This window comes from Ralstonia sp. VS2407 (assembly GCF_052950655.1).
In genome coordinates this window covers 250,100-262,666 of sequence record NZ_JBRFVG010000004.1, presented here as the reverse complement: position 1 = coordinate 262,666, position 12,567 = coordinate 250,100, and the positions used below count along the sequence as shown (strand labels likewise).

Below are 12,567 nucleotides of genomic sequence, written 5' to 3'. Positions count from 1 at the left end.
CCCAAGTAGTCTGGAGCGAACACACCCATAGGAGGGGAAGCATGAAGACCTTGCATTCGACCAAACGTATTCTGTGTGGCCTGACGCTAGCTGCGGCCGGCGCACTGGCAGTGCTGTCGACCGGCGCGCAGGCGCAGTCGACCGACACGCTGGCCAAGATCAAGCAGTCGGGCGTGATCTCGGTGGGCTATCGCGAGTCGTCGATTCCGTTCTCGTATCAGGCTGACGCGAACACCATCACCGGCTATTCGCAAGAGATCTCCAACATGATCGTGGCGGGTGTGGAAAAGACGGTGGGCAAGAAGCTGCAGGTCAAGCTCACGCCGATTACGTCGCAGAACCGCATCTCGCTGCTGCAGAACGGCACGATCGACTTCGAATGCGGCTCGACCACCAACAACCTCGAGCGCCAGAAGCAGGTGGCGTTCTCGAACAACATCTTCATCTACGGCATGCTGATGCTGGTGAAGAAGGATTCGGGCATCAAGGACTTCCCGGACCTGAAGGGCAAGACCGTGGTGACCACCGCCGGCACGACCGAAGACCGCATCCTGCAGAAGATGAACGGTGAGGCCAAGGATGCCGACAAGATGAACCTGATCCTCGCGAAGGATCACGGTCAGGCGTTCCTGACGCTGGAATCGGGCCGCGCCGTGGCGTTCGTGATGGACGAGCCGCTGCTGTATGGCGAGCGCACCAAGGCCAAGAACCAGGCTGACTGGGTTGTCACGGGCAAGCCGCTGCAGACTGAAACCTACGCTTGCATGATGCGCAAGGACGATCCGGCGTTCAAGAAAGTGGCCGACGACGTGATTGCCGACCTGATGAAGTCGGGCAAGGCGAACGATCTGTACAAGAAGTGGTTCCTGTCGCCGATTCCGCCGAAGGGCCTGAACCTGAACTACCCGATGACGGCCGGCATGAAGGAGCTGTACGCACACCCGAACGACAAGGCCATTCAGTAAGCGGCGTCATCGCGCATGCAAAGCAAACGGGGGACTGTGTCCCCCGTTTTTGTTTGCTCGCTGCCTGAAGGTTCAGGCGGGTTCGCTCCAGGGCGAGCGGATGTCGGCCAGGAAGCGTTGTGCGCGCGGGTGTTGCGGGCGCTGGAAGAAGTCTTCCGGTGTGGCGCGCTCCAGCACCTGGCCCTGGTCCATGAACAGGACGCGGTCTGCCACCTCGCGTGCAAAGCCCATTTCGTGCGTGACGCACACCATGGTCATGCCGTCGCGGGCGAGGTCCTTCATGACCAGCAGCACTTCGTTCACCATCTCCGGATCCAGCGCGGACGTCGGCTCGTCAAACAGCATGACGGGCGGCTTCATGGCCAGGGCGCGCGCGATGGCCACGCGCTGCTGCTGCCCGCCCGACAGCTCACCAGGGTAGGCGCCGGCCTTGTGCGGCAGGCCCACGCGTTCGAGCAGACTCATCGCAAAGTCCTTCGCCTCCTGCGGTGCCATGCGCTTGAGCTGCACCGGCGCGAGCGTGCAGTTCTGCATGACGGTCAGGTGCGGAAACAGGTTGAACTGCTGGAACACGAAGCCGATGCCGCTGCGCAGTTGGTTGACGTCCACGCCTGGCGCATGCACCTCGTGGCCGTTCACGACGATGCTGCCTTTCTGAATGGCTTCGAGCCGGTTCAGCGTGCGAATGAGCGTCGACTTGCCCGAGCCCGACGGCCCGCACACCACCACCACTTCACCCTTGGCAACGGTTTCGTTGATGTCGACCAGCGCGTGGTAATCGCCGTACCACTTGTCGACGTGTTCGATCGTGATCATGTTCATGGTTTGGACGGAGCGCGTGCCGCGAGGCGGCGCTCCAGATAGAACGCCACGCGCGTGAGGCTAAAGCACATGATGAAGTAGCTGATGCCGAGCAGGCCGTACACCTCGGCGGATTTGACCATCACGGCGGTGCTGATCTGCCCCGCCACGAACGACACCTCGGGCAGGCTGATGATGTAACCGAGCGAGGTTTCCTTGATGGTCGAGACAAGCTGGTTGACCAGCGACGGCAGCATGTTGCGCAGCGCCTGCGGCAGGATCACCCGGCGCATGGCCTGCATGTACGACAGGCCGAGCGAGCGGGCGCTCTCCATCTGCCCGCGCGGCAGCGCCTGGATGCCCGCGCGCACGATCTCCGCCAGATAGGCACCGTCGAAAATCACCAGCGCGGTCAGCATGGTGCTGAACTGGTCGGTGCGCTGGCCGGTGACGGAGGGCAGCAGGAAGTACGCCCAGAAGATCACCATCAGCAGCGGCGTGCCGCGCACGATATAGACGAGCGCCGTGGCCGGCCAGCGCAGCGCGGCAATCGGGCTCACGCGGCACAGGCCCAGGATGATGCCCATCGGCAGCGCAAGCACGAGGCCGGCAGACGCCAGCAGGAACGTCAGCGCCAACCCGCCCAGCGGCCCGTTCGGGTATTGGCCGATCAGGTAATAGATACCGTAGGTTTGAATGAGATCGAGCATGGCTACAGCGTCCGCACGGGGTAGCGATGCTGATACCAGGCGGAGAACACCGTGATCGCAATCGAGATGGTCAGATAGGCGGCAGTGGCAAACGCAAACGCCTCAAAGCCGCGGAAGGTGGCGGACTCCACCTGCTGCGCCTGGTACATCAATTCGGCCACGCCGATGACCATCGCGATGCTGGAGTTCTTCCACAGGTTCAACGTTTGGCTGACCAGCGGCGGTACCGTCACGCGCAGCGATTGCGGCAGCACCACCAAGCGCATGGCCTGCAGGAACGAGAGCCCGAGCGCGCGGCTGGCTTCAAGCTGTTCCTTCGGGATCGAGCGGATGCCGCTGCGGATGTCTTCCGCCATGTACGCGGCCGTATAGAGCACGAGCGCAATGACCGCGCTCGCGGCCTCGTAGTTCATGCTGTAGAGCCAATCCCGGATGAACTCCGGCAGGATCTGCGGCGCGCCGAAATACCAGAACAGCATATGGGCGAGCAGCGGCACGTTGCGGATGGCTTCGACGAACGTCTGGCCGATGCCGCGCAGCGGTGCGGCGGGCGACAGGCGCAGCAGCGCGACCACGATGGCAAGCGGAAGGGCCAGCACGAAGGCCAGTACGGAAAGCTTGATCGACAGGAAGAAACCGCTGACAAGCCACTGGTGATACTGCCCAGAGAGCAGCATCGACAAATCAAAATGGGGCATGGAGATTCACCGCCCAGAACGGCGTCTGGGCGGCCCGACCTTTAACGATTAATCAATCTTGTCGGTAGAGATCTTGAAGGTGCGCTGCGGGAAGGCCATCTTTGTGTTCGGGCCGAACCACTTGTCGAACAGCTTCTGTGCCTCGCCGCTCTTTTCCATGCCGAGCAGCACGTCATCCACCTGCTTCTTGAAGGCCGGCTCGCCCTTGCGGATACCCAGTGCGAGGTGTTCGGTCGACAGGTTTTGCGGCAGCAGCGCGTAATCCTTGGCGGCCGGGCCCATCTTGGCCATGTTGCCGATCAGCGTGGTTTCATCGTTCACGTAGGCGACGCCCTTGCCTTGCTGCAGGGCCAACAGTGCCTGCGGGCTGTTGTCGAACGAGACCACATCGGCGTTCTTGATGGTCTTGGCGATGTTGGCTTCCATGGTGGAACCCTTGACGGTCAGCAGCTTCTTGCCATCAAGCTGGGCGAGCGACGTGATGCCGCTGCTCTTCTTCACCATGGCCTTCTGGCCGGTGATGAACGTCGACACCGAGAAGTCGATCTGCGCTTCGCGCTCCTTGTTGTGCGTGAGCGAGGCGGCCAGCAGGTCGACGCGGCCTTGCTGCAGTTCGGGCAGGCGGGCGGCCACGGCCAGCTGCTTGAGCACGGGCTTGACGCCCAGGCTCTTGGCGATGGCGTCGCACATGTCGACGTCGTAGCCGACGATCTCGCGGCTCATCGGGTCTTTCAGGAAGCTGAACGGCTCGTCGGTGCCGAGCACGCCGCAGACAAGCTCGCCCTTCTTCTTGATGTCGGAAACTTGATCAGCGTGCGCAGTGGCGGCGACCAGGGTTGCCGCAGCCAGGATGGCGGCACCTGCAAATTGCGTCAGACGTCGGTTTGTTTTCATCGGATTTCCTCCTTGACGACTTGGGTGGTGAACAGTGTGCGATTCGAGATCGAATCGAGGATCGCCCGCGAGCATACCGGCGTATGCGCGATTTGCATGCGCGGACTTCGGATAACCATATGACGGCGAGCGGAACGCCCAACTATAGTCCATGCCGACGGGGCGCAGATGGCGGTTGGCAGGCAGGGCGGGGTGCAGTGCACAGGCGGGATATTCGGGTTGTGGGGTTGCATGCGTGCAGCCAGGTAAGGCTGGCGCAGCAAGGCAGAGGCCCGGCACATGTTGGATCAAATGAGACTTTGTCTGCCATTAATGACATGGCCGCCGACTGCGCTCCATCAGGGGATTCCCGGGGCGGAGCGTGGACTTAGAGGGTGCCGCAGATCGATTCGTTGATGGGCACGTCGCCGACGGTCTCGTGGTCGTTGCCGCGATAGCGGTAGACCAGGCTCAGGCCCAGGCGCGTGAGGATGCGAACGTCGCCGTTGTTGCAGATGTTCTTCTGCAGGATCGGCACGAAATTCAGCCGAAAGCCTTGCGATGCGGCCGAGTGCGCCGCGTAGTTGGTTAGCGTGATGACGAAGACGAGGTTCTTCTTCTGCGCCAGCGAGCATTGCGCCAGCGAGGTTTCGCGGTCGAGCGGGACGGGGGTGAAGCGGTTGATTTCAGCGCAGGCCTGAGCGAGGGCACGGTCTGCGTTGCGCGCGGGGCCCGTGAGGGCCGGCACGCCGGCGGCGGCCGTGCTGCGACCTGTGGCGGCGCCCACCAGCATGCGGGCCAGCGGCGTCAATTCCTGCATGGCCGTCGCCAGCGTGGTCGATTGGGCCCACACAGGGCTGGACAGCAACGGCAGGGCAAGCGCCAGGATGCACGAAGCGTGCGCCCGGCGTTGGCGGCCTTTCACATCCAGACCGGTGTGAATGGCGGTGTGTTGAGTCACAGACATCCTCTTTGCCCACGGAGCCACAATTTTATTGAAAAAACTGTCGGGATGCGAGGCGCGCAGCGCACTGGGCGCTGCGGCCTTTAACTCAGGTCCGCACCCGCACCATGGCAGAAATACGCTCGGCCGCCTGCTGCAGCGGACCGAGAAACTGCTTCGTCATCTGTTTGCCGGAAGTCCGGTTGGCCTGTCCGCTGATATTCATGGCGGCGATGATATCCCCCGCGCGATTGCGGATCGGCGCCGACAGCGAAATCAGCCCTTCCTCCAGTTCCTGGTCGACCAGCGCCCAACCTTGTTGGCGCACGCCAGCTATGACCTCCTTCAGTGCGTCGACGTCTGTGATGGTGCGTTGCGTGCGCGCCCGCCGGTCCGATTCGCGCAGTGCGATGTCGAGCTCATCCTCGGGCAGGCCTGACAGCAGCACGCGGCCCATCGACGTACAGAACGCAGGCAGGCGGCTGCCGACCGACAGGTTCAGCGCGATGATCTTTTGCGTGGGCACGCGCAGAACGTAGACGATCTCCGTCCCGTCCAATACCGAGGCAGAGCAACTTTCGTGCACCGTCTGCACGAGCTCTTCCATCACCGGCTCGGCCAGGTTCCAGAACGGCATCGAGGTGAGGTAGGCGAATCCGAGATCAAGAATCTTGGGCGTGAGGCGGAAGAGGCGGCCTTCAAAGCTGACATAACCCAGGCTGACCAGCGTGAGCAGGATGCGGCGGGCGCCGGCGCGGGTCAGGCCCGTGGCCTCGGCGACTTCGGAGAGCGTCTGCTCCGGGCGTTCGGCATTGAACGCGCGAATGACGGACAGCCCCCGCGCAAAGGACTGGACATAGGAATCGCTGGGTTTTTCGGTGGACAGTTCGGCAGCAGACATGCAAAGAAAGACAAAAGCGGTGCAGTGGCCTCAAGACTACTGGCATTGCCCCGGTTTCGCTACTCGAACGTCTGATCGGCATGCGTACGCCTTGACACGCTCGGGAAGGGAGGCGTAGATTAGTTCTTGGATCGAACGTAGGTTCGTATAGCGAACAAAAGAGGGAAAGCAAGCGTGGGCCGGACAGCAAAGGTCCTGTGTCGATCCAATCGTCAAACAGGAGACTCGCAGGCCGCCCGGTTGCGGTTCGGCCATGTCCGGCCCCCGCGATGCTCCGACCCGCGCCAGCCATCGAGAATGTGCGGGCGCCCTTGCCGGAGAATGCACGTGATCAACAAGCTTTGTCCGTCTGTGGAGGCCGCCCTGGCCGATATCCCGGACGGTGCCACCATCATGATCGGCGGGTTCGGTACCGCAGGCATGCCATCGGAACTCATCGACGGGCTCATTGCGCATGGTGCGCGTGAGCTGACCATCATCAATAACAACGCCGGCAATGGCGAGACGGGCCTGGCCGCGCTGCTCAAGGCGCGCCGCGTGCGCAAGATCGTCTGCTCGTTCCCGCGCCAGGCCGATTCGTACGTGTTCGACGCGCTCTACCGCGCCGGCGAGATCGAACTGGAACTGGTGCCGCAAGGCAACCTGGCCGAGCGCATCCGCGCCGCGGGTGCCGGCATTGGCGGCTTTTTCTGCCCGACCGCCTATGGCACGCAATTGGCCGAAGGCAAGGAAACGCGCATCATCGACGGCAAGCCGTACGTGTTCGAGCTGCCGCTGACGGCCGACTACGCCCTCATCAAGGCCCTGCGTGCGGACCGCTGGGGCAATCTCGTCTATCGCAAGACCGCACGCAACTTCGGGCCGGTGATGGCGATGGCGGCCAAGTGCACCATCGCGCAGGTCAGCGAGACAGTGGAACTGGGCGAGTTGGACCCCGAGCACATCGTCACGCCCGGAATTTTCGTTAAGCGCGTCGTTCAGCTCGTCTCCGCGCAACCCGCCAAGGAGGCAGCATGAGCGCCGAAACCACCGCCAAGATTCAACGCTGGACGCGCGATCAAATCGCTACGCGTGTGGCGCGTGACATTCCCGATGGCTCCGTCGTCAACCTGGGCATCGGCTTGCCGACGCTGGTGGCGAACCAGCTGCCGGCCGACCGCGAAATCATCCTGCACACCGAGAACGGCCTGCTGGGCATGGGTCCCGCGCCCGCGCCCGGGCAAGAAGACGAAGACCTGATCAACGCCGGCAAGCAGCCCGTCACCATCAAGCCCGGTGCCTCGTTCTTCCATCACGCCGATTCGTTTGCCATGATGCGGGGCGGCCATCTCGACTATTGCGTGCTCGGCGCCTTCCAGGTGTCGGCCGCGGGCGACCTCGCCAACTGGCACACCGGTGCACCCGACGCCATTCCTGCCGTGGGCGGCGCGATGGATCTGGCCATTGGCGCCAAGCGCGTCTTCGTCATGATGGAGCACCAGACCAAGCAGGGCGACAGCAAGATCGTGCCGTCGTGCACGTACCCGCTGACGGGCATCGGCTGTGTCGATACCATCTACACCGACCTTGCAGTCATCGACATCACGCCCGAGGGCCTGGTGGTGCGGGAGATGGCCGACGGCCTCGATTTCGATACGCTGCAGACGATGACGGCGGCGCCGTTGCGTCGTGCCTAGAACCATTGGAGACAGAACCATCATGACCGAAGCCTTTATCTGCGACGCCATCCGGACCCCCATCGGCCGATACGGCGGCAGCCTGTCCACCGTGCGCGCGGATGATCTGGGCGCAGTGCCGCTCAAGGCGCTGATGGCGCGCAACCCGCAGGTCGACTGGACGGCCATCGACGACGTGATCTTCGGCTGCGCCAACCAGGCAGGCGAAGACAACCGCAACGTGGCGCGCATGTCGTCGCTGCTGGCCGGGTTGCCCGACAGCGTGCCGGGCTCGACCATCAACCGCCTGTGCGGCTCCGGCATGGACGCGACCGGCACCGCTGCGCGCGCCATCCGCTCGGGTGAAACCGCGTTGATGATGGCAGGCGGTGTGGAAAGCATGAGCCGTGCGCCGTTCGTGATGGGCAAGGCGGCGAGTGCCTTCTCGCGCGATGCTGCCATCTACGACACCACCATCGGCTGGCGCTTCATCAACCCGCTGATGAAGGCGCAATACGGTGTCGACTCGATGCCCGAAACCGCCGAGAACGTCGCCACCGACTACAAGGTCAACCGCGAAGATCAAGACCGCTTCGCGCTGCGCAGCCAGGCGAGCGCCGCACGTGCGCAGGAAGACGGCACGCTCGCGCAGGAAATCACCCCGGTGACGATCCCGCAGAAGAAGGGCGATTCCATCGTGGTGGATCGCGATGAGCATCCGCGTGCGACCAGCATGGAAGCGCTCGCCAAGCTCAAGGGTGTGGTGCGTCCGGACGGCACTGTTACGGCTGGCAATGCTTCGGGCGTGAACGATGGCGCGTGCGCGCTGCTCCTCGCCAACGAAGAATCTGCTAAGCGGTTTGGCCTGACCCCGCGTGCGCGCATCGTCGGCATGGCCACGGCTGGTGTGCCGCCGCGCGTGATGGGCATCGGCCCGGCACCGGCGTCGCAGAAGCTGCTCAAGCAACTGGGACTGACGATCGATCAGATGGATGTGATCGAGCTGAACGAGGCGTTTGCCGCGCAGGGTTTGGCGGTGACGCGTCAACTGGGCCTGCGTGACGACGATCCGCGCGTCAACCCGAACGGCGGTGCCATCGCACTGGGCCACCCGCTTGGCATGAGCGGCGCGCGCCTGGTGACGACGGCGATGTATCAGCTGCAACGCACGGGCGGGCGCTATGCACTGTGCACAATGTGCATCGGCGTGGGGCAGGGCATTGCCCTGGTGATCGAACGCGTTTGAGTTTGATACGGCCATGACCAGCGGATTGCTTGATCGCGCCTTCTCCACACCGGCCATGTTGGCGGTGTGGTCCGATGCGGCCACGGTGCGCGCGATGCTCGATGTGGAGGCGGCGCTGGCACACGCCGAGGGCGCGGTTGGCGTGATTCCGGCGCAAGCCGTGGCGCCGATTCGCGCGGTGTGCGCCAGCGTAGTGCTGGACTTGGACGCGCTGGGTAACGCCGCTGCCAGCGCGGGCAACCTGGCCATTCCACTGGTCAAGCAACTGACTGCCGCTGTCGCGCAGCACGATGAAAACGCCGCGCGCTACGTACATTGGGGCGCGACGAGTCAGGACATCATCGATACCGGTTTGATGTTGCAGTGGCGGCAGTCGGCTGCGTTGATCGAAGCGGATTTGCAGAAACTGGCCGACGCGCTCGCTGCGCTGGCGCAGCGTCATCGCAATACACCGATGGTGGCGCGCACGTGGCTGCAGCAGGCGCTGCCGACAACGTTCGGGCGCAAGGTTGCGGGCTGGCTGGAAGCCGTGCATCGCGCGCAGGATCGCTTTGCCGCGTTGCGCGCGCACGTGCCCGCGCTGCAGTTTGGCGGGGCGGCAGGCACGCTTGCCAGCCTGGGTGAACAGGCACGTGCTGTCGCTCAAGCGCTGGCACACGAACTTGATCTGCCGCTGCCGACGCTGTCGTGGCACGGCGAGCAGGATCGAATCGCCGACATCGGCACGACGCTCGCGCTGCTGACCGGCACGCTGGGTCACTGCGCGCGCGATCTTTCGCTGATGATGCAGACGGAGGTCGGCGAGGTTGCCGAGCCTTCCGGTGCGGGAAAGGGCGGATCTTCCACCATGCCGCATAAGCGCAACCCGGTCGGTTGCGCAACGGTGCTTGCTGCGGCCACGCGCATGCCCGGCTTGGCGAGCACGCTGCTGGCTGCGCTGCCGCAGGAGCACGAACGCGCGCTCGGCGGTTGGCAGGCGCAGTGGGCGACGTTGCGTGAGATGGCCTGCCTCACGGCCGGCGCGCTCGATCGCATGCGCGAGATGGTCGAAGGTTTGCATGTTGACGCCGCTCGCATGCGCGCGAATCTCGACCTCACGCACGGCCTGATCCTCGGTGAAGCCGTGATGCTGGCGCTGGGTGCAGACATTGGCCGCCTGCAAGCGCATCACGTGGTCGAAGCTGCCAGCCGCAAAGCCGTACAAGAGAGCAGAACGTTGCATGACGTGCTGGCCGAAGACGCCGACGTCCTGCACATCTGGGGCGCGGCCACGCCGCAACGGCTAAGCGCGCTGCTCGATCCCAACCATTACCTTGGCGATGCGGGCGCCGCAGTCGACCGCGTGCTCGCGGAACACGCTCGCCGCCATCCCTGAACACACATTCCACGGAGACACCATGCCCTGGCTTGAACACGACAATGTCCGCCTGTATCACGAATTCGATGATGGGCCCGCCACGGGTAAGCCGGTGCTGGTGCTATCGAACTCCCTGGGCACGAATCTGGGCATGTGGGAACCGCAGCTCGAAGCGCTGCGCCAACACTTCCGCTTGCTGCGCTATGACCAGCGTGGCCACGGCCAGTCGAGCGTGCCCGACGCGCCGTTCGGCGTCGCACAACTTGGCGGAGATGTGCTTGCGTTGCTCGACCACTACAACATTGACCTTGCGCTGTTCTGCGGTCTGTCGATGGGCGGGCTGACCGGCCTGTGGCTGGCTGCACATCACGGCGAGCGCTTCCCGCGCATGGTGGTGACGAACACCGCCGCGCTCATCGGCACGCAGCAGAGCTGGAACACGCGCATCGCGCAGGTCGAGCAAGGCGGTATGGCCAGCATTACGGAAACGGTGCTGGAGCGCTGGTTCACGCAGGGCTATCGCGACGCCAACGCAAGCCGCATCGACATCGTCAAGGCGATGCTGCTGTCGACGCCGGACGCCGGCTACAACGGCAACTGCGCAGCCATTCGCGATGCGGATTTGCGCGCGCAACTGCCGAACATCCGCGTGCCGATGCTGGTGATTGGTGGTACGCACGATATCTCTACGCCAGCCGCGCAGACCAAACTCATTGCGGACGGTGTGCCCGGCGCGCAATACGTCGAGCTTTCCGCCGGCCACCTCGCCAACTGGGAGCAGGCGGACGGCTACACCGAAGCGCTGGTCAGCTTCTTGACGGCCGGCGTGGCACGCGAGGTCGCCCATGGATGATCGCGAACGCTACGCCGCGGGCATGGAAGTGCGCCGCGCCGTGCTGGGCGACGCCCATGTCGACCGTGCCAACGCTGCGCAGACTGAGTTGACCGGACCGTTCCAGGATCTCATCACGCGCTACGCCTGGGGTGAGATCTGGACGCGCCCCGGTTTGCCGCGCCACACGCGCAGTCTGCTGACGATCGCCATGATGGTTGCCCTCGGCCGCGACGGCGAGTTGCGTCTTCACCTGCGTGCTGCCGCCAACAACGGTGTCACCCGCGACGAGATTCAGGAAACGCTGCTGCAGACCGCCATCTACTGCGGCGTGCCGGCAGCCAACCATGCCTTCCACCTTGCGCAGACGGTGTTTGCAGAGATGGACGCCGAGGCCGCTTCCAAGACGTAGACGCAGAATCCACCGTCTCGGGTAGGCGCCATGCAACGCACCGGAAAAATGGCCGCCGGCGTCGCCTGCGCGTGATTGTGAACATTCGGGGCAAGTCGGTTACTTCGTGTTCTTGCGTTTGGCGGGCCGATGGCCGGGCTCCCGCCATTCATCCGCCTCGTCGTTGAACAGAGACGACACTAGCGCGCGGAACCATTGGTTGCGCGTGTCGTTATGGAATTTGCGATGCCAGTGCTGCTTGAGATCGAAGCTCGGCAGCTCCAGGGGTGGTTCCATCACGCAGATGTTGCCGTGCGATTGCATGAACGACAGGCCCACAGCGTGCGGCACCGTCGCAATCAAGTCCGTGCGCGCCAGGATGAACGGAATGCTCATGAAGTGCGGCGTGAGCAGCGTCGGCTTCCGTCGGATGCGCTTACGCTCCAGAAAGCGCTCGTACAGTTCCTGGCTGCGCCCCTCCGCGCGCACCACGGCGTGCCCGTATTCCAAAAACTGCGCCATCGACAGCTTCGTGTTGCCGCCCCGCGTGACGGGATGATCTGCGCGCACGATGCATGTGAAATAGTGCGTGAACAGCCGCTGCTGGAAGAAGTTGTTCTTCTTCAAGTCGGGGAAGTAACCGACGGCCAGGTCGAGCGAACCAGTCTCCAGCGCGCGCTCGATCTGCGCCGGCGGCAGTGATACGGATTGCACCGACGCCCGCGGCGCCTGCCGCGCCATCGCTTCGACAATCCGGGGCAGAAATACCATCTCACCCACGTCCGACAACGAGATCGAAAACGTATGCGTGGTCGTGGCCGGATCGAACGCGCCGGTTTCCAGAATGCCCTGCTGCACGCGCGCCACCACATCGCGCGCTGCCGGAATGAGCGCCAGCGCTCGCGGCGTTGGCTCCATGCCGCGCGAGGTGCGTACGAACAACGGGTCGTCAAACGCGGCACGCAGCTTTCCCAGCGCGGTGCTCACGCCAGGCTGGCTCATGCCGAGCTGTTGCGCGGCCATGCTTACGCTGCGCGCGTCATGCAAGGCCAGCAGGATCGGCAACAGGTTCAGGTCAAAGTCGGGCAGGGTAGACATGGCAATGCACTATCTGAATTGGCGATAAAGTTTATCGCCAATATTGCATTGTGCGATATCAAGGCGCTCGCCAACAATGGTTGCCAGAACGATTCCA

The 12,567-nt window shown here is 63.8% G+C and carries 14 protein-coding genes; 7 read left to right on the top strand and 7 right to left on the bottom strand.

Annotated features, from left to right (window positions below; all coding sequences use genetic code 11):
- Positions 1-41 precede the first annotated feature (41 nt).
- Positions 42-965, top strand: coding sequence for a glutamate/aspartate ABC transporter substrate-binding protein (locus ACU8YE_RS09080; RefSeq protein ID WP_232040662.1), 924 nt, complete (start codon positions 42-44; stop codon positions 963-965).
- Positions 966-1,037: 72 nt separating this feature from the next.
- Here the strand turns inward: ACU8YE_RS09080 and ACU8YE_RS09075 are convergent, their stop codons facing one another.
- From ACU8YE_RS09075 to ACU8YE_RS09050, 6 genes are all read right to left on the bottom strand, one after another.
- Positions 1,038-1,787 (bottom strand): amino acid ABC transporter ATP-binding protein, encoded by a 750-nt coding sequence (locus tag ACU8YE_RS09075; protein WP_446928548.1) that lies wholly within the window; start codon positions 1,785-1,787, stop codon positions 1,038-1,040.
- The gene (locus ACU8YE_RS09070) at positions 1,784-2,476 is read right to left on the bottom strand and encodes an amino acid ABC transporter permease (RefSeq protein WP_232040661.1); all 693 of its coding nucleotides are present in this window, start codon (positions 2,474-2,476) and stop codon (positions 1,784-1,786) included. Before ACU8YE_RS09070 ends, ACU8YE_RS09075 begins: the two co-directional genes overlap by 4 nt.
- A gap of 2 nt (positions 2,477-2,478) precedes the next feature.
- The gene (locus tag ACU8YE_RS09065; protein ID WP_232040660.1) at positions 2,479-3,174 is read right to left on the bottom strand and encodes an amino acid ABC transporter permease; all 696 of its coding nucleotides are present in this window, start codon (positions 3,172-3,174) and stop codon (positions 2,479-2,481) included.
- Positions 3,175-3,222: 48 nt separating this feature from the next.
- A complete protein-coding gene (locus tag ACU8YE_RS09060; protein ID WP_232040659.1) occupies positions 3,223-4,068 on the bottom strand; it encodes an ABC transporter substrate-binding protein in 846 nt (281 codons plus the stop codon).
- Between the two features lie 367 nt (positions 4,069-4,435).
- Entirely contained in the window at positions 4,436-5,014 is a 579-nt protein-coding gene (locus tag ACU8YE_RS09055; protein ID WP_045206033.1) for a hypothetical protein, read from the bottom strand.
- Positions 5,015-5,099: 85 nt separating this feature from the next.
- Complete coding sequence (locus tag ACU8YE_RS09050; protein WP_260801931.1) at positions 5,100-5,891, bottom strand: IclR family transcriptional regulator; 792 nt, start codon at positions 5,889-5,891, stop codon at positions 5,100-5,102.
- Positions 5,892-6,212: 321 nt separating this feature from the next.
- On the opposite strand from ACU8YE_RS09050, the gene ACU8YE_RS09045 reads away from it, so the two are divergent.
- From ACU8YE_RS09045 to pcaC, 6 genes are read left to right on the top strand one after another with little or no spacing between them, the layout of a single operon-like run.
- Complete coding sequence (locus ACU8YE_RS09045; RefSeq protein ID WP_446928547.1) at positions 6,213-6,908, top strand: 3-oxoacid CoA-transferase subunit A; 696 nt, start codon at positions 6,213-6,215, stop codon at positions 6,906-6,908.
- Entirely contained in the window at positions 6,905-7,567 is a 663-nt protein-coding gene (locus ACU8YE_RS09040; protein WP_446928546.1) for a CoA transferase subunit B, read from the top strand. The genes ACU8YE_RS09045 and ACU8YE_RS09040 overlap by 4 nt, the downstream gene beginning before the upstream one ends.
- Before the next feature lie 22 nt (positions 7,568-7,589).
- Positions 7,590-8,792 (top strand): 3-oxoadipyl-CoA thiolase, encoded by a 1,203-nt coding sequence (gene pcaF, locus ACU8YE_RS09035; protein WP_446928545.1) that lies wholly within the window; start codon positions 7,590-7,592, stop codon positions 8,790-8,792.
- A 13-nt stretch (positions 8,793-8,805) separates the two neighbouring features.
- On the top strand, positions 8,806-10,167 hold the full coding sequence (locus tag ACU8YE_RS09030; protein ID WP_446928544.1) for a 3-carboxy-cis,cis-muconate cycloisomerase: 1,362 nt from the start codon (positions 8,806-8,808) through the stop codon (positions 10,165-10,167).
- 22 nt (positions 10,168-10,189) lie between these two features.
- Positions 10,190-11,002 (top strand): 3-oxoadipate enol-lactonase, encoded by an 813-nt coding sequence (gene pcaD / locus ACU8YE_RS09025; protein WP_446928543.1) that lies wholly within the window; start codon positions 10,190-10,192, stop codon positions 11,000-11,002.
- A complete protein-coding gene (gene pcaC / locus ACU8YE_RS09020) occupies positions 10,995-11,393 on the top strand; it encodes a 4-carboxymuconolactone decarboxylase (RefSeq protein ID WP_446928542.1) in 399 nt (132 codons plus the stop codon). Before pcaD ends, pcaC begins: the two co-directional genes overlap by 8 nt.
- A 99-nt stretch (positions 11,394-11,492) precedes the next feature.
- Here the strand turns inward: pcaC and ACU8YE_RS09015 are convergent, their stop codons facing one another.
- Entirely contained in the window at positions 11,493-12,470 is a 978-nt protein-coding gene (locus ACU8YE_RS09015; RefSeq protein WP_433864897.1) for a LysR substrate-binding domain-containing protein, read from the bottom strand.
- Positions 12,471-12,567: the final 97 nt, after the last annotated feature.

Excerpts from the sequence above, each read along its gene's own strand:
- ACU8YE_RS09080 (WP_232040662.1), top strand. The coding sequence starts at position 42 with ATGAAGACCTTGCATTCGACCAAACGTATTCTGTGTGGCCTGACGCTA.
- ACU8YE_RS09075 (WP_446928548.1), bottom strand. The coding sequence starts at position 1,787 with ATGAACATGATCACGATCGAACACGTCGACAAGTGGTACGGCGATTAC.
- ACU8YE_RS09070 (WP_232040661.1), bottom strand. The coding sequence starts at position 2,476 with ATGCTCGATCTCATTCAAACCTACGGTATCTATTACCTGATCGGCCAA.
- ACU8YE_RS09065 (WP_232040660.1), bottom strand. The coding sequence starts at position 3,174 with ATGCCCCATTTTGATTTGTCGATGCTGCTCTCTGGGCAGTATCACCAG.
- ACU8YE_RS09060 (WP_232040659.1), bottom strand. The coding sequence starts at position 4,068 with ATGAAAACAAACCGACGTCTGACGCAATTTGCAGGTGCCGCCATCCTG.
- ACU8YE_RS09055 (WP_045206033.1), bottom strand. The coding sequence starts at position 5,014 with ATGTCTGTGACTCAACACACCGCCATTCACACCGGTCTGGATGTGAAA.
- ACU8YE_RS09050 (WP_260801931.1), bottom strand. The coding sequence starts at position 5,891 with ATGTCTGCTGCCGAACTGTCCACCGAAAAACCCAGCGATTCCTATGTC.
- ACU8YE_RS09045 (WP_446928547.1), top strand. The coding sequence starts at position 6,213 with ATGCACGTGATCAACAAGCTTTGTCCGTCTGTGGAGGCCGCCCTGGCC.
- ACU8YE_RS09040 (WP_446928546.1), top strand. The coding sequence starts at position 6,905 with ATGAGCGCCGAAACCACCGCCAAGATTCAACGCTGGACGCGCGATCAA.
- pcaF (WP_446928545.1), top strand. The coding sequence starts at position 7,590 with ATGACCGAAGCCTTTATCTGCGACGCCATCCGGACCCCCATCGGCCGA.
- ACU8YE_RS09030 (WP_446928544.1), top strand. The coding sequence starts at position 8,806 with ATGACCAGCGGATTGCTTGATCGCGCCTTCTCCACACCGGCCATGTTG.
- pcaD (WP_446928543.1), top strand. The coding sequence starts at position 10,190 with ATGCCCTGGCTTGAACACGACAATGTCCGCCTGTATCACGAATTCGAT.
- pcaC (WP_446928542.1), top strand. The coding sequence starts at position 10,995 with ATGGATGATCGCGAACGCTACGCCGCGGGCATGGAAGTGCGCCGCGCC.
- ACU8YE_RS09015 (WP_433864897.1), bottom strand. The coding sequence starts at position 12,470 with ATGTCTACCCTGCCCGACTTTGACCTGAACCTGTTGCCGATCCTGCTG.